Raw genomic sequence first — 18,911 nt, forward strand, 5'->3', positions numbered from 1 at the left:
AGCTCTTTACCTACCTATTCTTTGCAGCGGAAGCATCACTTTGATTTGGCATTCACTCTTCGGATATGCTGTATCATAAATACCAGAAACCTGCTCTACAATTTCTACAATTTCCGCCGGTATTTCACTGGTAACTCTGCTCAACAGCTTGCTTCGCCGTTTTTCTTCTGGATAACTTACCTCAATCAATAAAAATTGCGCGCTGGTCTTCATAGTTAACGACAGCTTTTTGACCTTATTTTGTTTAGCAACAGTCATCACGTGGTCAAATAAATTCCCTAACAAGCTGGCTAACAGTGCCTCATCCAACAAAACTCTTTTTTGAATGACCAGCTGCTGCTTCAACTGAATATCGGCCTGCTGACAGTTCATTTGCAATGAATAAAGCAGACTGTCAATCCGATCATTGCCGGTAAATTCCAATAATTCCGGAAAATCTAGCTCCGCATTTATTTCTTTCAGACTACTTTTTGCCTGTTCCAGCTGTTCCTTAGCTAAGGCCTCATCGATCTTCCGGTACTGCCGTTTCATGTTGTGAACAGCTCTTCTTGCTATCTGCAAGTAACTGCTCGTTTGCCTGACCTTTGCCTGCTGAAATTCCAGTTGCTTTGCCACAAGCTTACTTTCTTCACTAAGTTGGATATTTCTTTCCAGATCGAAAGAAAACGTATAAACAACACCTAAAGCAGCGGTAATTATGCTAACGACACCTGCCAGGTGATGACTAGAGAATGTCAATAAAAACAAGCCGATCAGGTTGAGGGTGGTTAGCCCCCAAAGCAGAAAATGCTTGATACCTATTCGCTGAAGTAATCGCGGTTTGTCTCGTCGCCACAGGCTAATAGCCAGCAAAAAAAGCAGGAAAAAGCCCACGGCATATCCTGGTAGAACGCTTACTATAAATCCTAGTTGTAAAAACAAGCCGGCAACAAAAAGCTTCTGTTCTATCGCCCCTGAGAAAAAGTACCCGCTACTAAGCACTGGAAAAACTATCGCCGATTGAAGGATCAGATTAGACTGAAGATAAAGCCAGCTGCAAACAAAGCTAAACAGAAGAAAGCCGGCATAAGAAATAATCCCTCTTTTTCTCGGCCATAAAAAGAGCCTGGCAAAGAGAGCTATGGCAATCACTTGGCTAGCGGTAATTAACAAAGCCGCAACAAAATTATCCATACTCTTTTCCTTTTCCCTTCATTTCACTTAATTTCAGGCGTTCAATTAACCTGCCAAAATTATTAGCAAGCCCAGGTCATTCTAATCGAAAAGAAAGCCTAGATAAATAAAAAACTGTGACAATTGATTGAATGATCAAAATCACAATTATATTATCCTTCACAATAAATTAATTATATCAAATTACATTGTACAAAAAAACTTTTAATAGAATTTATTTTCCAAAATCATCAGCAAACTTCAATAACATCTTTATAAATAGTTATATTATTCACTCTATTTCCCTCTTAGCTGCTACTAGAAAAATCTATTTTTCATCCTAACTTAACACCCGAAAAAAAATCCTAGAATTGTAATTTAATGACGATCATCATTAACTGAAAAATAGCGCCCACCTTTTTTAGTCGACTGCAGTCTGGATGCTTCAAGATACTTTTTAGGCTGCTTATTTTCACTTGGCCACGGCTGTACTCGGTAATCGAAAATACGCTATCTGTTGGAACAATCTTCCCTAGATAAACCATCCCGCTGGATTTGTATCTAACTGCTTAAGTGAATTCTCGTAAGGCTCTAGCAAGACGAAGCTTGACATTCTATTCATTCGTCTATAAACTATTTATATAAAAATAATTTCAAATTTACCGATAAGAATGCCTTCTGTAGCATAAAATATATAACTATAGTTTCAAGAGGTGCTAAAATGAAAAAACAACGACTCAAACTAGATCCTTTTTTACGAGAGAAATTTACCTACCAGGATGATTCTTTTCCATTAGGAGTTTGGCAGGATCAATTCGATCAGGAAAATGGGACCGCTTTAGAATATCATTGGCACGATGCAATGGAATTTACTTTAGTCACCAGCGGTACTGTGGACATTCAGCTAAACAAGCAAACGTCCCGCCTGCATTCTGGTGAATGTGTGTTTATTAATGCCAACACATTGCATGCCATTTCCTTGAATGATCAGGTGGAGCAGGCTAGTATTCTGACAGTGGCTTTTTCACCCACCATTTTGACCGGCGGCATCCAAGGTCGACTATTTAACAAGTACATTCAACCCTTAAATACGACTAATATTGTCGGCAGTGTGTTTAACAGCGAAAAAAAAGAGACGGCTAGACTGCGTAACCTGATGACAAAATTAGCCGCTATAGACACTACCGTCGTTGGCTACGAGCTGGAGCAGCTCTCATTGACGACCTTACTTTGGAAACAATTATTCCAAAGCTTCACCACTGAACGCTTTATCGCACAGCCGCCCAATGAAGAGAAATATGAGCAGCAAATCAAACGAACCATTCAATACATTCAAAACAATTACATGGCTAAAATTACGATCGAAAGTCTTTGCCAAGCCAATGATCTCAGCCGCTCCGAATGCTTTCGCCTTTTCAAGCGCTTCACCGATAAAAAGCCAATTGAATATGTCAATGACTATCGGATGACCATTGCCGTTAACCTGCTCTTAAACACCCATTGGACCATAGATAAAATCGCGCAGCAAAGCGGCTTCCAAAGCGCCAGCTATTTCGGAAAACTATTTAAAGAGCAATTCAATAAAACGCCGCGCAGCTACCGCATCCACCATTCTCAAAAGGAGGAAACATCCCTTGAATAAAATTGCTGTATTAATTCCTTGTTACAATGAAGAAACCACAATTAAAAAAGTCATCGCCGATTTTCAGGAAAACCTGCCTGAAGCAGCCATCTATGTTTACGATAATAACTCTACAGACAACAGCTTTTCTGCTGCTAAAGAAGCTGGCGCCATCGTGAAAAAGGAAGTTCGTCAAGGAAAAGGGAATGTACTCCGGACAATGTTCCGAGAAATCGAGGCGGATTGCTATCTTTTAGTGGACGGGGACGATACTTACCCCGCTCAGTTTGCCAAAAAAATGTGCGAGGAAATTTTGTACAAGCATGCCGATATGGTCATTGGTGATCGTCTCTCTTCTACCTACTTTTCTGAAAACAAGCGGCCCTTTCACAATGTGGGCAATGTTTTCGTAAAGAAGCTTATCAATATTTTTTTCAATGGAAATATTAAAGATATTTTAACCGGCTATCGTGCTCTTAGCCCGCTTTTTGTAAAAAGCATGCCGGTGTTAAGTAAAGAATTTGAGATCGAAACAGAAATGAATATCCATGCCTTAGATAAAAACTTCATCATTTCAAACGTCCCGGTTGATTATCGAGATCGTCCAGACGGCAGCGAATCAAAGTTAAATACGGTCACTGATGGAATCAAAGTCATCCGCACCATTTTCAGCCTATTCAAAAATTATAAACCCTTGCTTTGTTTTTCTGTTCTCGCTTTTTTATTAGCTGTTCTTTCTGCTGGTTTTGGCTTACCAGTAATCATGGATTATTTTAAAACAGGGTTGGTTGAGCGCTTTCCCACCTTTTTGACCGCCATCTTTTTTCTACTTTCAGCACTGCTTTGCTTTTCCTGCGGCTTAATTCTAGATACAGAAAATAAAAAAGCACGCCAAAATTTTGAAACGCAGCTGAACATTTCTTCCTGCTGCTTCATAAGCAGGAAGAAATTTAACCTTACGCTTGATCCTTATCCGCTAAAGTACCTCGTCAATATCTTAAACGAGCGCAAAATACCGTACAGTCCTTTCATTTGGCCAGCTTGTTTCTCATTCACTAAGCTAGTCAAATTGCGGCTGGTATTGCTGCGCTCAACCAAAGCTTCTTTAGCCCTCTCCGTTGTAAAAAACATCGTTTTATATCATCCAGCGACACATCTTATTCCCCTCTCTGCCTACTTAACTTCTCACAAAATTAGACGGTTTAACTATATATATAACCCCAGGCAACTTCAACAGCTCCTTTTTTAGGCACTCTTTTCATCGCTAGTAAAGATAATTCACCAAAATGTAAGTTCTTTAGTGTGATCAAGGATAGATTTCTATATTTGTTCGCAAATCCCAAAAAGTTAATTTTAATACCGATATTACTTTTTCATTATTTATTGCGTTACTTCCTGTTGCTCTAGCGGAAAAAAGATGTTAAAATAAACTCCGGCTATTTTAATGATATACTCATTGAATTATTTTCTTTACCCAATAGTCGAAAATAATACATCCTATTTGGCTGAAACCATTAATGCAGGTACTGAATCATTGGTAATTTCGTATAAATGAAAGAGCTAGGATTATTCAAAGGAGAAGATACAATTGAAGCGTATATTTGTAAAAAAGAAATACCTTATTATCACGATTTTTCTACTTGCCTCAACCTTGATAAACACCCTCTCAGCACATGCAGATGGATGGAAATACTATTATATTGGTGATACTGAGCTTTCCACTGGATCAAACCAGCGCAGAAATGGCTGGCATACAGCTCTATATGAGTTTGATACTGTCCAGGTATTTGCTTATTTGAATAATCCTAAGAAAACAGCAATTACCAATCCACAACCTGGAGAAGACTATCCGCTGATTGCCTTTACCTTTGCTGGTGCCGGTTATACTCCCATGGAAGCTGACTTCAGCTATACTACGAGTAAAGATATCATGCTCGACAATTCTTTGATCGGTCACGTGTACACGACCTATTCCAATCTCGGCTTCACACAAATAGCTAAATTTGATAGCCCCAACGCAGAGTTAGTACGAACTTACGAAAACATCACTATCGAGTCAAGTGTTTCTTACTACCTGCAATTTGGAAGCGTAGATTTAACTAAAAGACCGCAAATAACTGTACTAAGGACTGCTACCCTAAATGGTCACGAATATACTTTGTATAACGCTGGTACTCCTTATCTTCATTCAGATCTATCTACCTACGATATGACTGGTTATGTGCTTGGCGGTCCGATCACATGGCCTAGCGACGGTATGTACGGTCTTACCCGAGTGACCGAACCCGGTATTCCTAATAATGGTGTTTATATTAAAGACTCTGCTGTGATTAGTAGTAAAAAGACAAAAGCACCCGCAGGTCCGGTTACTGTACGTTATCTTGATGAAAATCAACAACCCATCCATGACGAAAAAAAAGTTTATGGCCTAGTTGGAAATCCTTACGATGCTTCAACTGATGAATACAAATTAACTATTGACGGGTATTCGTTAGATGAGAGCAAGCTGCCTGCAAACGCCTTAGGAACATTCACTTCCAATGGGCAAACTGTTACCTATCTTTATACAAAAAATAAAGTAGCAGCTAAGAATGTCACTGTTCAATATGTCGATCAGGAAGGAAAACAAATTCACGATCCACAAACAATCAGCGGCTTTATCGGCGACAGCTATGATGCTTCTTCAGATAAATACAAATTAGCCATCGACGGGTATTCCTTAGACGAGTCTAAGCTACCCGAAAACATTAACGGAACTCTATCTGACCAAGAGCAGTCGGTTACCTTCGTCTACTCTAAAAACCAAGTGAAGGCTAAAGATGTCACTGTTCATTATGTCGATCAAAAAGGAAAACAAATTCACGATCCACAAACAATCAGCGGCTTTATCGGCGACAGCTACGATGCTTCTTCAGATAAATACAAATTAGCTATCGACGGGTATTCCTTAGACGAGTCTAAGCTACCCGAAAACATTAACGGAACTCTATCTGACCAAGAGCAGTCGGTTACCTTCGTCTACTCTAAAAAACAAGTGAAGGCTAAAGATGTCACTGTTCATTATGTTGATCAAAAAGGAAAACAAATTCACGATCCGCAAACAATCAGCGGCTTTATCGGCGACAGCTATGATGCTTCTTCAGATAAATACAAATTAGCCATCGACGGGTATTCCTTAGACGAGTCTAAGCTACCCGAAAACATTAACGGAACTCTATCTGACCAAGAGCAGTCGGTTACCTTCGTCTACTCTAAAAACCAAGTGAAGGCTAAAGATGTCACTGTTCATTATGTCGATCAAAAAGGAAAACAAATTCACGATCCACAAACAATCAGCGGTTTTATCGACGACAGTTATGATGCTTCTTCAGATAAATACAAATTAGCTATCAATGGTTATTCCTTAGATGAGTCTAAGCTGCCAGAGAATATCAAAGGAATTTTTTCGGATAAAGAGCAGTCAGTTACCTTTGTCTACAAAAAAATAGACGATCCGGTGACAGCCAAAAAAGGGACGGTAATTACTCAGTATATCGACGAGACTGGTACACCGCTTTTTCCAGAGGAAGCTCAAAGTGGACGGTTAGGTGAAAAATATACTACTACCGCAAAAAGCATTGATGGTTATGAACTAAATCAAAGCAAGCTTCCCAAAAATGCTGATGGCCTTTTTACTGAAAAGCCGATTACAGTTACTTACGTCTATGCTAAGCAGCAAAAACCAGTAATCACTGACAAGTCTACCCCCACTCCTGCGGGTAAAGAGGCGCTGTCCACCTATTCAAATACACTGCTTCCAAAAACCGGTGAAAACAACTCCACTGTTCTCACTTTGTTGGGATTAGTGATTCTGCTTTTGGCAGGTGTATTTATTTATAGAAGGAAAAAGAAGCAGTAACTTAATAACCAAACAGCCTACTTTCTCTTCAAGTAGGCTGTTTTAGCTTAATTTTAACAAAAGCTATGTTGTTAAAAATTGACCCTTCTTTTATTTATTCGTATTCTTATACCAGAAGGATGTGGTTTCATGTACTCATTACTGAAGAAGATTATCACTGAAAAAGATATTCAGCGTCAGGTTTCTCTGCTGGAGCAGCTGCTTAACCATCCCAATATCACAGTAAAAGAGCTTGCTCAAGAAATTCATACCACTCAACGAACGATTTTTTCTGACCTACAGCTTATTCGTGATCAGCTGCCAGCTGGTTGGCAAATCGACTCCAGCAGCCAAGGTATCCAGCTGATTAATGAAGAAAAACAGTTAGCAACTGATTTATGGTCTTTGTTTCTGCCCCAATCAGTCAGCGTTCAGTTTATTAAATCTCTATTTTTCACCAGAGAATTGAGTACCGCCAAATTTCTGCAGGAAAATGGTCTTTCCTTAGAAACCTTGAAACGGCATACCGGAAAAATTAATAAGCATTTGAAGCCTTACCATATTCAAATTAAGCTGACGGCTAAAACGGCACAGCTGGCAGGCGACGAAAGTTCCATTCGCATCTTTTTTCATCGCCTGCTAATACCCTTTACCCATAACAATTATTTTTTTGAGGACTATGCGATCCATGAGGAGCACTATTCCCAATATTTGAAGCAGCTCAATCAATCGCCGTTAGCCGTAGAGACTGAGCAAATTTTTGGTACCTGCTGGTTTTTCATTAACGCTATTCGTGTTAAGGCGAATTGCCGAATTGACGAATTTCCCTTCAATGAAAAAGATCCCTTGTATCAGCTTTATCAGCTGCCTTTAGCTGAGCTGTATAAAAAAGAAGGTGTCTATTTAAAAGAAGAAGAAAGCTTTTTTGCCTTTTTCTGTTTTTTAGAAAGCTGGAATTACAACAACTCCTTTGGCGAAGCCCTTGCCTTAGCCCAGCATTATCCTACGTTAGCTGCTGTTGCCGCTCAGCTGACAGAACAGGTCGCTAATCAAACTCAGATTTCCCTTCAGCAATCACAGCTGGCGGAAAATCTTTTGCTGCTGCTGTTGAAATACAGTGAATCTACCTGGCTGTCAGAACAGTTTCAGCTGGAATATCAGGAGCTACTGACGGAACGAAAGAACGATGATCGCTACCGGAGTGATGAAGAGCTTTTGCCGATCCTTCAACCGATTCTTCAATTGGATAATCCAGTTTATTTACTGAATCTGATCGCACTTTTGGAGCAGCAAGCCTTGTTTGCTCTGCAGCCGCAAATCATGACAGTTTATTTTATTTTCCAAGGAGAGCCGGCCTGGAAGGTTTTTCTGCAGCAGGAGCTGACTGACCTGTTGGGCCGCCGGGTGCATTTACAGAATCTTGAAGCCTTTCAGCTGCAAAGTGTTGCCTTTAAGCCGCAGGATATCATTGTCTCCAACCTTCCTTTAGAAGCCGTGCCCGTACCGGTGGTTTATATCTCGACGATTCCAACAAAAAATGAGCTGCGGCAGTTAACCGAGCTCACTTTAGAACATTATTTATAATTAGCTAAGATCGCTGGAAGTTTGGCTTTGACTGCGGACAATCCGTTTTGTCAGGCCTTTTTCCATTTCTACGATCAAGAACAACAATGCCGCATTGGCAAAGACTATCAGCTGCTGCGTGCCGCTTAAGGTGGTCGTTCCTACCCATTGCTGCATTATTGGCAAAAAGAGTACCGCCGATTGCAGAACCGTCAGAATACCTAATGAAAGAAATAGCGGTCGATTCTGGAACAAGCCCTTGTTAATCGAAGGATTGGTCAATTCGCGACAGTTAATCATATAAACTGCTTGTGCCAACACAATGTTTTGCAGAAGGATCGTCTGCTGTAAGGCTTGTCCTTCAAACTGCATCGCTAAAAAGTACGCCGGCACCATAATCAACAATGACACATAGATAACTCTAAATAAACTGTAAGCTGATAAGATTCCTTCATTAGCTGCTCGCGGCGGCCGATTCATACTGTCCTTGCCCGCCTTTTCAAAGCCTAAAGCATAAGAAAGCGTGATAGTTGTTACCATGTTCACCCACAAAATTTGAATCGGAGTTAACGGTAATGGACGGTTCATTAATAGAGCAAAAATAACTACTAGCCCCTGGGCTAAAGCGGTTGGCAGGAAGAAGTTGATGGTCTTCTTCAGGTTGTCAAAAATCTTCCGCCCTTCCTTAACCGCTTTGGCAATTGTGTGGAAATTATCATCTGCCAACACCATATCCGCTGCCTGTTTGCTAACCTCACTGCCTTTGATTCCCATAGCAATCCCAATGTCCGCCTTCTTCAGTGCTGGTGCATCATTCACTCCATCACCAGTCATACCCACCACTTCGCCGTTGGCCTGTAATGCACTAACAATCCTCAGCTTGTGTTCTGGTGTGGTCCGAGCAAAGACATCTACCTTTTGTACCTGCTTTGCCAGCTCCTCCTCACTTAATTGATTTATTTCAACGCCCTCTAAAACCGTATCAGTATGCTTCAGTCCAATTTCCTTACCAATTGCTTTCGCGGTATCCTTGTGATCACCAGTAATCATCTTCACAGCAATTCCAGCTGCCTGACAATCCTTCACGGCCTGGATCGCACTAGCTTTTGGCGGATCAATAATTCCTGCCAGGCCCGCAAAGGTTAGGTCCGTCAATGCTTCATGGGTCAGTTCCTGTTTTTCTGACACCTCTTTAAAAGCAAAACCTAAAACCCGTTGCCCCTGCTGAGCAAATTGCGATGCCTTTTTCTGCCAATTCCGTTTTTCTTCTTTCGTCAAATTCGCCTTACTTAGTAAAACCTCTGGTGCTCCTTTAACAAATACCACTGCCTGACCACCTTCTGGATGAAGTGTCGCCATGTATTTGTAGCTGGAGCTGAAAGGAATTTTACTTTTAACGTCTTTCAAGGTCACTGTCTGATCCTGATCCTCTACATAGTGCAGCAGAGCCAGTTCAGTCGGATTTCCTTTTAAGTCAGCAACCACTTGATCATCTGCCAGCTTCAGCTCTTGGCAGTTATTCATGATCTCTAGAACTCTTGCTTCCTTTTGCGTTGCCACATTTACTACCGTCATCTCATTTTTAGTCAACGTTCCGGTCTTATCTGAACAAATCACCGTCATGGAGCCCAACGTTTCCACAGAAGGCATGCTCTTGATAATCGCATTTTCCTCAGACATTTCCTTGACACCCATCGACAAAATCATTGTTAAAACAGCTGGTAAACCTTCTGGGATCATCGCCACTACTAACGCAATCATTGCTGAGAACATCAGCTGCCATTCCATTCCGTAACGGAAGGTGGTAAAGAATAGTAAGAAAATAATCAGTACGATAATTCCTCGGAAAATCTGTTGGTTCAGTTGGTGAATCTTCTTCACTAACGGTGTTGTTTGCTGCTGAACCGATTGTAATGCCTGATTGATTTTCCCAATCTCTGTTGCATCTCCTGTCTCAACCACCATCCCCAAAGCCGAACCCGTTTGAACTAATGTCCCCGAAAAAGCCATATTCTTCTGATCACCAGCTGGTACCTCCTCTGCCAGTACAGCTGTATTTTTCTCAGCCGCCTCCGACTCACCAGTTAAGATCGACTCTTCAATCAATAAGTCATGAACCTCAATCAACCGAAGATCCGCCGGCACTACATCGCCGGCCTTCAAAGCTACGATGTCTCCTTGAACCAGCTCCTCAGTCGAAACCGTCTGCTTAATCCCTTCAATTAAAACTACTATCTCCTGCCCCATCATCTGCTTTAAGCCATCCAGCGATTCCTCCGCTTTACGCTCCTGCCAGTATCCCACAAGGCCATTCACGACAACTACTAAGAAAATAATTCCACCCTCGACATACTCACCTGTTCCAGCTTTCAAAACCGCCGCGGCCAACAAAACCAGCATCAATAAATCAGTAAAATGCTTCAAAACCTTTTGCCACGGCTTCAGCTGTTTGCGCTCCTGCAGCTTATTGCTGCCATTTTCCTCCAGCCGCTGACTTCTTTCTGCTGGAGATAATCCAGCTATAGTTGTATTTATTTGCTTCATGATGTCTGTACTTGTTACTTGATACCACTTCATGAGACCTGCCCCCTCTTTTGGTTGATAGCCTTAGTATAGAGGCAATCAACCTTTGAAAAGGGTCGATAATTTCAGACAGGTATGAAAAAAATGGTTAAAAAGGACGCCTTCCTATATCGGAAAGCGCCTTTGATAATTACTATAGATGGACTCACTAAAACACTAAAGTATCCATCCTTGGTGCTTTGATAATTTTTTGAATATGCCCATCCTTCATTACGATCGCTCGCGAAGACTGACTGGCCAGCTCCAAATCATGGGTTACCATGACAATTGTTTTACCTTTTTCAACTAGTTCCTGCAATATTTCCATAACAAGTAAGCGGGAATGAGTATCTAAGGCACTAGTCGGTTCATCCAAAAATATAATCTCTGGATCAGCTAAAATCGTCCGCCCAATCGCAACCTTCTGCTGCTCCCCACCAGATAAAGCATCAATGGATTGATGCAATTCTGCTTTCAACTCAAGCCGTTGAGCCAATTCATAGACTGTCTGCCGTTTGATTCTATGCCAATTTAAGGTTCCTGCCAATACCATATTGTCGTAAGCAGATAATGAAGGAATTAACTGAAACTGTTGAAAAATGAAACCAATTTCTTTTCGCCGGAATTTTGCAAGCTTGGCAGCATTCCAGCTATAGGGAGATTTCCCCTTGATTAACACTTCTCCTTTTGTTGGCGGCAGCAAGCTTGATATGCAATAAAGTAAGGTCGTTTTGCCCGATCCAGACGGTCCTACAATTGAGATAAACTCCCCCTGCTTTACTTCAAAGGAAATATCATCCAGTACCTGCAGCAGATTCCCTTTGGCAAGTTCAATATCTTTTTTTAGATTGGTAATTGAAATAACTGTCTGACTCATTTTCTCAACTCCTGAAGATTGATTTTTTAGTTAATTAACCCATGTAAGCTTTAATCGACTGCCGTTCTACAAAGTAGATGAGGGCAAAACATAAGAAAAACAGTGAAAATATACCCAACGATAGTAAAATATTGAATGACCAGTTTGCCTTAAAAATGTCACCACCGCCAAGATAGGCCACCCGTAGCAACGGCACTGCGAACAAGAAAGTTCCAAATAACGTGATCAAAATTGAAATGACGGAAACCGTACCAATTTCTATTAGCTTTAGATTGAATATCCAGTTAGGAGTACAGCCTGAGAAAAAGTACTCCTCTGATTCGGTTTTGGTTTTTAATTTAAAGAGGCAAATGGAGGTAATAATATTAGCTAAACTGATGACTATCGGTGCACCAAATACAAATACCAGGCTGATAATCAAGTCGTAAATATAGGTATCATCATTCATCCCATCCACTAACAATTTAGTATTAAGGAAGAGTGCGACAAAATTCCCCACTAATAAAATGATTATGCTAAGCGGCCGGCTTAACTTAACAAGACCTTCTACGTTGTATTGCAGATTATAAAAGGCTGAACGGATTCTTGGATGCCTAGTCATAGATGGCACATCAACAATCTTATTCACTAGACCGTTAAATAGTGGTCGCATCAAAAAATTCAGCCCAATGATTAATGTAAGCCACACCAGCAGCAGGAGACTCATGGAATTGTTCATACTGCTGTTATACTCATTCATTACGCCTGGATCCGGTACTTCCTTAACATATAGAAGCAACGTTGCACCTATACTTGTTAAAAGTGCCATTAACCCAATCACTCGACCGCCGTTTTTCGATTTACCTAAGCGATTATAGGAAGATAGACTCCCGTTTCGCTGCTTGAAGCTTTTAAGACAATAGCGCATACAGGTAAAAATAATAAGGAATGTTTGAATGGCCATCACAGCAACTACTACCCTCTCTGAAAAATGTAAAGGCAATTCGGAGAGCGTCTGACTGGCAGAATCCACAGGTAAAACAGCTAAAAATAATTGGGCAACCTTGAAAGAAAATAAACTCCCAGCAGCTGCTCCTATCAGACCTATCAGCATCATCTGTCCAGTCATTAAAAAACTCAGCTGCACAGGCGAGCTTCCTAAAAGAAGCAGAATATCATTTATATCATCAAAAAGATCAATACATTGTTTCATGGCATTAGTTGTCAAAATGCATAAAACAATCCCCCCAATAAAAATCGGCATTTGCAGAAAAGCACCATAATCAACCGCTGCATCAGCACCCGCACGATTTACTGCAGCCATCAAAATAAGTGCTGCCCCAAAAATTAAGCCCGAAACAAAGAAAATAGGGATAACCGACAGCCAAATCTGCCAATGCTGCAGAAATTGCTTCACAATTAACTTAACCATTTGTTAGCCTCCTTGCTTGAGAATTGTTCACTAGATAGTGGTTAAGAATTATATTTTTGTTACCTTTTTTGGTTAACGCTGGTTTTCATCACCCACTTTCGAATACATCTACACCGAAAAAAACGTTATCAATAAAAATTCAAACAGTCTTCTAAGATCACTAAAAGTATAATCCCCTATAAATCTTTTTTCACGATTCTCCAGCCCCATTTTATTCTGCAACTTTAGACTCACGAAAAAGAGCGTGCCTCCCATGAATCACTTATCAATAAAACTGCAAAAAAACCTAGCACGAGTGAATTTATCCACTCATGCTAGGTTTTCGAAAAAATTATTTGGCTTAACGTTGTAATACGTCGTTTCTGCTATCAAACACTATTTAATTAACTAGTCAGCTCACTCCGATTGAAGGCTTGCTAGAAAAAAATCGAGCATTTCGAAAACATTAATAACTTACTATTCCACTTCAGATTGAACTTCTTTGTAAAGATCATCTCTGTGGCCACTTGTTGCAAGTTTAGACAATGCTGCAGAAGCAGTGTGATCAAAGCCGGCTTCTTTTGAATTACTTAATTCCCATACACCTGAAGAGAATGGTGTTTCAAAATCGCCTGCAGAAGTATTTTCAATAGTTACTTCATATTTACCATCTTTAAGAGCAACAGTTGCAGTCATATAGTCGCTAGCTTTACCATATTTAAGTTCGCCATCATTTGCGGTTACAGCTTTAGAAGTTGATGCATCTGGTGCTGCAAACAAAGCAACTTTATCTGTGATATTTACTGTTTTGTCACCATCAAACATAGCTTTTGAAAGAGCGATGCCATCTTTAGATTCTGGTGCGAAATACCAACCCTTCATGCCTGATGCTGCATGCATAAAGGCAAAGTGAAGATAACCTTCCTCTTTAGCAGCAGGTACTTCAAAGGTAACTGAATCACCTGGTTTAGTAATATCTACTGCTGTTTTATCTGCGTTTGAATCTTTACCAATAATTTCACCAGCTTGTGCTTTAACTTCTGATGTTTTACTTGAACTCATGCTTGTTGATTGACTTGTAGCTGCGGAATCCTTTGAGCTGTTACTTGATGATGAACCACTTGGACCACAAGCTGCTAATAATAAAAGTAATGATGCGAAGGAAACTCCTCCAATTAATGCCTTTTTAATCATAATACTTCATCTCCTAAAAATTTCTAAATCTTAATTCGTTTGTAGTTTATTCCTAGAGATGAATAAATGCAATTAACTTGATCAGCAATTTTTTTATTAGTCAGGTGTTACTTAGTAGCTTCATTTCTGTTAAAAAAGGCAGCAAATATAATAGAACGCTTTTATGGTCAAAAAATGTAGATTGGATTAATCAGGTTGAAAAAAAGATGCTTATTCGTCCCAATCAACTAAAGCATTTAGTATTCGATGGACTATTTAATTATTAAGAAATCTTAAAAAACAGTTTCTAATTGCCTTCTATTTCATTAGATTATTACACTTTGAAATACTTTAAAACTGGATGAATTAGTTCTAAATTATGGTTCATTCATTTTGTAAAACATTCATTCCATAGAACAGAATCAAACTAGCCTAAACTCTCGGCACTATCTTCCTCAATATAAAGTTTCACTGAAAAGCCAAAAAAAGACACCTTCCAAATGGAAAGTGCCTTTGATCTTCTGTAGAAACGAATTAACGTTTTGAGAATTGGCTCGCTTTGCGGGCTTTTTTCAAACCTGGTTTCTTACGCTCAACCATACGTGAATCACGAGTAAGTAATCCAGCGCGTTTTAATGGAAGACGGAAGTCAGGATCAACTTCTAGTAACGCACGAGCGATACCATGACGGATAGCGCCTGATTGTCCAGCGTAGCCTCCGCCGTTTACATTTACGAATACATCGTATGAACCAGCAGTTTCAGTTACACCAAATGGTTGGTTGATAACTAAACGTAGGTCAGCATGTGGAATATATTCTTCAACGTCTTTTTTATTTACAGTAATTTTACCAGTTCCTGGTACTAAACGTACGCGAGCAACTGCATTTTTACGACGGCCTGTGCCGCTATATTGTACTTGTGCCAATGAATTTCCCTCCTGTTAAATTAAGTTTGTGATGTCTAAAACTTCTGGTTGTTGTGCTTCATGTGGATGAGTTGCTTCACCATAAACGTGAAGTTTCATTCCTTGTTTGCGTCCTAGAGTGTTCTTAGGCAGCATACCTTTAACAGAAGTTTCAATCAAACGGCGAGAATTTTTAGCACGTAATTCGCCTGCAGAGACTGATTTCAATCCGCCTGGGTACATTGAGTGACGGTAGTACATCTTGTCTGAAGCCTTATTACCTGTTAATTTCACCTTGTCAGCATTAATTACGATTACAAAATCTCCAGTATCTACATGTGGTGTGAATGTTGGTTTATTTTTACCACGTAAGATAGAAGCAACTACAGTTGAAAGACGTCCCATAGGAACATCGGTTGCGTCTACTACGTACCATTTACGTTCTACTTCGCCTGGCTTAGCCATATATGTTGTGCGCACGATTTCTTCCTCCAATTTCAATTTCGAATGTTTGACAAACACTTGAGTTTCCGGGGCTCTCGTGGGGCAAACAATACCATTTACCATAATACTTCCTAATGCCCGTCCTGTCAACGTTTTTCTGCTGTCTTTACAAAGTTTTTTCCAATCTTTTTCTTTATCTACTATACAATTACGCGTGAACTAAAATGCATAAAAAGACACTAAATCAAAATATTTTTGTATAAATATTTAAAAAGTGCTTGATTTTTGTATTTTATGGTGCTAAGATAACCTCAACACAAAATTAGAGTTCAATGAAAAAGGGAGTTTTCAGGATGAAAGAAAAAGTAATTTTAGCTTATTCAGGTGGTTTAGACACTTCAGTTTCTATTAAATGGTTAGTTGACGAAGGCTACGATGTCGTGGCATGTTGTTTGGATATTGGTGAAGGCAGAGATACTGAATTCATCAAAAACAAAGCGTTACAAGTAGGTGCTTCTGCTTCTTACGCAATTGATGCCAGAGAAGAATTTGCCCAGGACTTTGTTTTAGTCGCTTTGCAGGGAAATACTTACTATGAGAATTCATACCCATTGGTTTCTGCTCTGTCTCGTCCATTGATTTCGAAAAAATTGGTTGAGCTGGCTCACCAAACCGGCGCTACTACGATCGCTCATGGCTGTACAGGTAAAGGAAATGACCAAGTACGTTTTGAAGTTTCCATCGCAGCACTTGATCCAAACTTAAAGATCATTGCTCCAGTTCGGGAGTGGAAATGGTCTAGAGAAGAAGAAATCAACTACGCGGCTGAAAAAGGCGTTCCAATCCCAGCCGACTTAGATAATCCTTACTCAATCGACCAAAACTTGTGGGGTCGGGCTTGTGAGTGTGGTATTTTGGAAGATCCTTGGGCAACACCGCCGAAAGGTGCTTATGATATCACAGCCGAATTAGAAGAAACTCCAGATGTACCGACTATTATGGAAATCACCTTCGAAAAAGGAGTTCCAGTGGCTCTAGACGGCGAAGAAATGCTATTGTCTGATTTGATCATGAACCTGAATGCCGAAGCAGGCAAACATGGGATTGGCCGGATCGACCACATTGAGAACCGTTTAGTTGGGATTAAGTCACGGGAAGTTTACGAATGTCCAGCTGCAACTGTTTTAATGGCCGCTCATAAAGAACTAGAAGATTTGACTTTTGTAAGAGAAATGGCGCATTTCAAACCAATCATCGAGCAAAAATTAGGTCAAATGATCTACGACGGCTTATGGTTTAACCCAATCATGGATGCTTTAAAAGCCTTCTTAGCTGAATCACAAAAAGTAGTGAATGGTGTTCTGCGGGTAAAATTATTCAAAGGCAATGTCATTGTTGAAGGACGGAAGTCTAACAACAGCTTATATAATGAAAACTTAGCGACTTATACTTCTGCTGATACCTTTGATCAAGATGCAGCAATCGGCTTCATTAAATTATGGGGTCTGCCAACGAAGGTAAACGCTGAAGTACAGGCAAGCAACAAACAACCTAGTTTATAAGAACTTGCAAGGTGAACCAGATGTGAGGCAGCTTTTACTTGCCGGTAAATAAGGCTGTCCGGTTCACATCTTGCCATTGCTCTTAGGTGAGTTTCTTTTCCTGCAAGGAAATAAGGAAACCAGCAATGTGTTTCATCCTGAGGTATCTGAGAAGATGCCTCCTCCCAAACAATCAAGATCGCTTATCGGTCTTTGGCTTCATGGACGGCCCTTGTTCATGGAGCTTTTTTTGAATAAAAATGTAAAAGCCTGTTTTCATTTAACAAGAAAACAGCTAGTCTAATAGTAGGAACTTTATTAAGAAGCGGAGGAACACATTTATGGCAAAGCTTTGGGGCGGTCGTTTTGATGGCAAAAATGAAGCGTGGATTGATGCATTTGGCGCATCGATTCCTTTTGATCAACAATTAGCTAAACAAGATATCACAGGAAGTCTGGCTCACGTCAAGATGTTAGGTGAAACTGGAATTATTTCTGAAGAGGATGCAGCAGCGATTACAGCTGGATTACAAACGTTAGCAGAAAAACTAGCGAACAACGAATTGATTTTCACCATTGAAAATGAAGATATTCACCTAAATCTGGAAAAAATGCTGCACGACGAAATTGGGCCGGTAGCCGGTAAGCTGCATACCGCCCGCAGCCGGAACGACCAGGTAGCAACTGATATGCATTTATACTTAAAGGAACATGTGCAAGACATCATTGAGAAGATTACTACCTTCCGAGAAGTGCTAGTTGCAAAAGCGGAAGAGCATACTGAAACCATTATGCCTGGTTACACTCACCTGCAGCATGCCCAGCCGATTTCTTTTGGTCACCACTTAATGGCTTATTACAATATGCTGACTCGTGATCAGGAACGTTTAACAGAGAGCCTGAAACGAATTGACCTTTCTCCATTAGGGTGTGCAGCCTTGGCTGGAACCACCTTCCCGATTGATCGACAAATGACAGCCAATGAATTAGGCTTTGGCGGCATTTACAGCAACAGCTTAGATGGGGTTAGTGATCGTGATTTTATTTTGGAATTTTTGAGCAATAGTTCCATTCTAATGATGCATTTATCTCGTTTCTGCGAGGAAATTATTTTGTGGTGCAGCCATGAATTTAAATTTGTGGAATTAACAGATACGTTTTCTACTGGCAGCTCAATTATGCCGCAAAAGAAAAATCCTGACATGGCCGAACTGATTCGTGGTAAGTCAGGACGTGTGGTAGGCGATCTAATCGGCTTGTTAACTGTAATGAAGGGTTTACCGCTGGCTTACAACAAAGACCTGCAGGAAGACAAAGAGGGCATGTTTGACACGGTTCATACCGTAGCAACCAGTCTAGAGATTATGACTGGCATGATTGATGCTATGAAGGTTCACACTCAAACGATGCATGATGCCACTGAAAAAGATTTCTCCAACGCGACTGAACTGGCTGATTATCTAGCAACTAAAGGGATTCCCTTCCGCCAAGCTCATGAAATTGTCGGCAAGCTGGTCTTAAGCTGTACGCAAAAAGGAATTTATCTGCAGGATGTTCCCTTAGAAGAATACCAAGCCATCTCAGAATTAATTGAGGAAGATATTTATGATACTTTAGCCTCTAAAACAGCTGTAGTTCGCCGGACGTCATTAGGCGGCACCAGCTTTGAACAAGTGGAATGGCAAGTCCAAGAAGCCAAAAAAGCGCTGAATAAATAGAAAAACCTGGGCAGTCGTCAATTTTTTGACAACCGCTCAGGTCTTTTTTGTCACTTGTTCTTTTTGCAGTAAATCACTTGATGAATC

The 18,911-nt window shown here is 40.4% G+C and carries 13 protein-coding genes; 6 read left to right on the forward strand and 7 right to left on the reverse strand.

What is annotated here, in order from left to right; all coding sequences use genetic code 11:
• Window positions 1–6: 6 nt before the first annotated feature.
• Window positions 7–1,173 carry an ATP-binding protein gene (locus I588_RS12375; RefSeq protein WP_010756212.1) on the reverse strand — a complete coding sequence of 389 codons (1,167 nt, stop codon included), beginning with the start codon at window positions 1,171–1,173 and terminating at the stop codon, window positions 7–9.
• 700 nt (window positions 1,174–1,873) lie between these two features.
• On the opposite strand from I588_RS12375, the gene I588_RS12380 reads away from it, so the two are divergent.
• From I588_RS12380 to mafR, 4 genes are all read left to right on the forward strand, one after another.
• Window positions 1,874–2,794: an AraC family transcriptional regulator gene (locus I588_RS12380; RefSeq protein ID WP_010756211.1), complete on the forward strand. Its 921-nt coding sequence runs from the start codon at window positions 1,874–1,876 to the stop codon at window positions 2,792–2,794.
• Entirely contained in the window at window positions 2,787–4,022 is a 1,236-nt protein-coding gene (locus tag I588_RS12385; RefSeq protein ID WP_010756210.1) for a glycosyltransferase family 2 protein, read from the forward strand. Before I588_RS12380 ends, I588_RS12385 begins: the two co-directional genes overlap by 8 nt.
• Before the next feature lie 339 nt (window positions 4,023–4,361).
• Window positions 4,362–6,671 (forward strand): MucBP domain-containing protein, encoded by a 2,310-nt coding sequence (locus I588_RS26450; RefSeq protein WP_016250060.1) that lies wholly within the window; start codon window positions 4,362–4,364, stop codon window positions 6,669–6,671.
• A 129-nt stretch (window positions 6,672–6,800) separates the two neighbouring features.
• Window positions 6,801–8,234 carry a global transcriptional activator MafR gene (gene mafR, locus I588_RS12395; RefSeq protein WP_010756207.1) on the forward strand — a complete coding sequence of 478 codons (1,434 nt, stop codon included), beginning with the start codon at window positions 6,801–6,803 and terminating at the stop codon, window positions 8,232–8,234.
• Here the strand turns inward: mafR and I588_RS12400 are convergent, their stop codons facing one another.
• From I588_RS12400 to rplM, 6 genes are all read right to left on the reverse strand, one after another.
• On the reverse strand, window positions 8,235–10,790 hold the full coding sequence (locus I588_RS12400) for an HAD-IC family P-type ATPase (RefSeq protein WP_010756206.1): 2,556 nt from the start codon (window positions 10,788–10,790) through the stop codon (window positions 8,235–8,237).
• A gap of 154 nt (window positions 10,791–10,944) precedes the next feature.
• Window positions 10,945–11,652 (reverse strand): ABC transporter ATP-binding protein, encoded by a 708-nt coding sequence (locus tag I588_RS12405; RefSeq protein ID WP_010756205.1) that lies wholly within the window; start codon window positions 11,650–11,652, stop codon window positions 10,945–10,947.
• Window positions 11,653–11,686: 34 nt separating this feature from the next.
• Window positions 11,687–13,063 carry a hypothetical protein gene (locus I588_RS12410; RefSeq protein WP_010756204.1) on the reverse strand — a complete coding sequence of 459 codons (1,377 nt, stop codon included), beginning with the start codon at window positions 13,061–13,063 and terminating at the stop codon, window positions 11,687–11,689.
• A 456-nt stretch (window positions 13,064–13,519) separates the two neighbouring features.
• The gene (locus tag I588_RS12415; RefSeq protein WP_010756203.1) at window positions 13,520–14,236 is read right to left on the reverse strand and encodes a cadherin-like beta sandwich domain-containing protein; all 717 of its coding nucleotides are present in this window, start codon (window positions 14,234–14,236) and stop codon (window positions 13,520–13,522) included.
• A 513-nt stretch (window positions 14,237–14,749) separates the two neighbouring features.
• On the reverse strand, window positions 14,750–15,142 hold the full coding sequence (rpsI, locus tag I588_RS12420; protein ID WP_010756202.1) for a 30S ribosomal protein S9: 393 nt from the start codon (window positions 15,140–15,142) through the stop codon (window positions 14,750–14,752).
• A 15-nt stretch (window positions 15,143–15,157) separates the two neighbouring features.
• The gene (rplM, locus tag I588_RS12425) at window positions 15,158–15,604 is read right to left on the reverse strand and encodes a 50S ribosomal protein L13 (protein ID WP_342662608.1); all 447 of its coding nucleotides are present in this window, start codon (window positions 15,602–15,604) and stop codon (window positions 15,158–15,160) included.
• A gap of 314 nt (window positions 15,605–15,918) precedes the next feature.
• Here rplM and I588_RS12430 point away from each other — a divergent pair, with 314 nt between their 5' ends.
• Both I588_RS12430 and argH read left to right on the forward strand, forming a co-directional pair.
• Window positions 15,919–17,127, forward strand: a complete 1,209-nt coding sequence (locus I588_RS12430; protein WP_010756200.1) for an argininosuccinate synthase — start codon at window positions 15,919–15,921, stop codon at window positions 17,125–17,127.
• A gap of 320 nt (window positions 17,128–17,447) precedes the next feature.
• Window positions 17,448–18,824, forward strand: a complete 1,377-nt coding sequence (gene argH, locus I588_RS12435; protein ID WP_010756199.1) for an argininosuccinate lyase — start codon at window positions 17,448–17,450, stop codon at window positions 18,822–18,824.
• Window positions 18,825–18,911: the final 87 nt, after the last annotated feature.

Source organism: Enterococcus pallens ATCC BAA-351, assembly GCF_000407485.1.
In the GTDB taxonomy this organism is placed as follows: domain Bacteria; phylum Bacillota; class Bacilli; order Lactobacillales; family Enterococcaceae; genus Enterococcus_A; species Enterococcus_A pallens.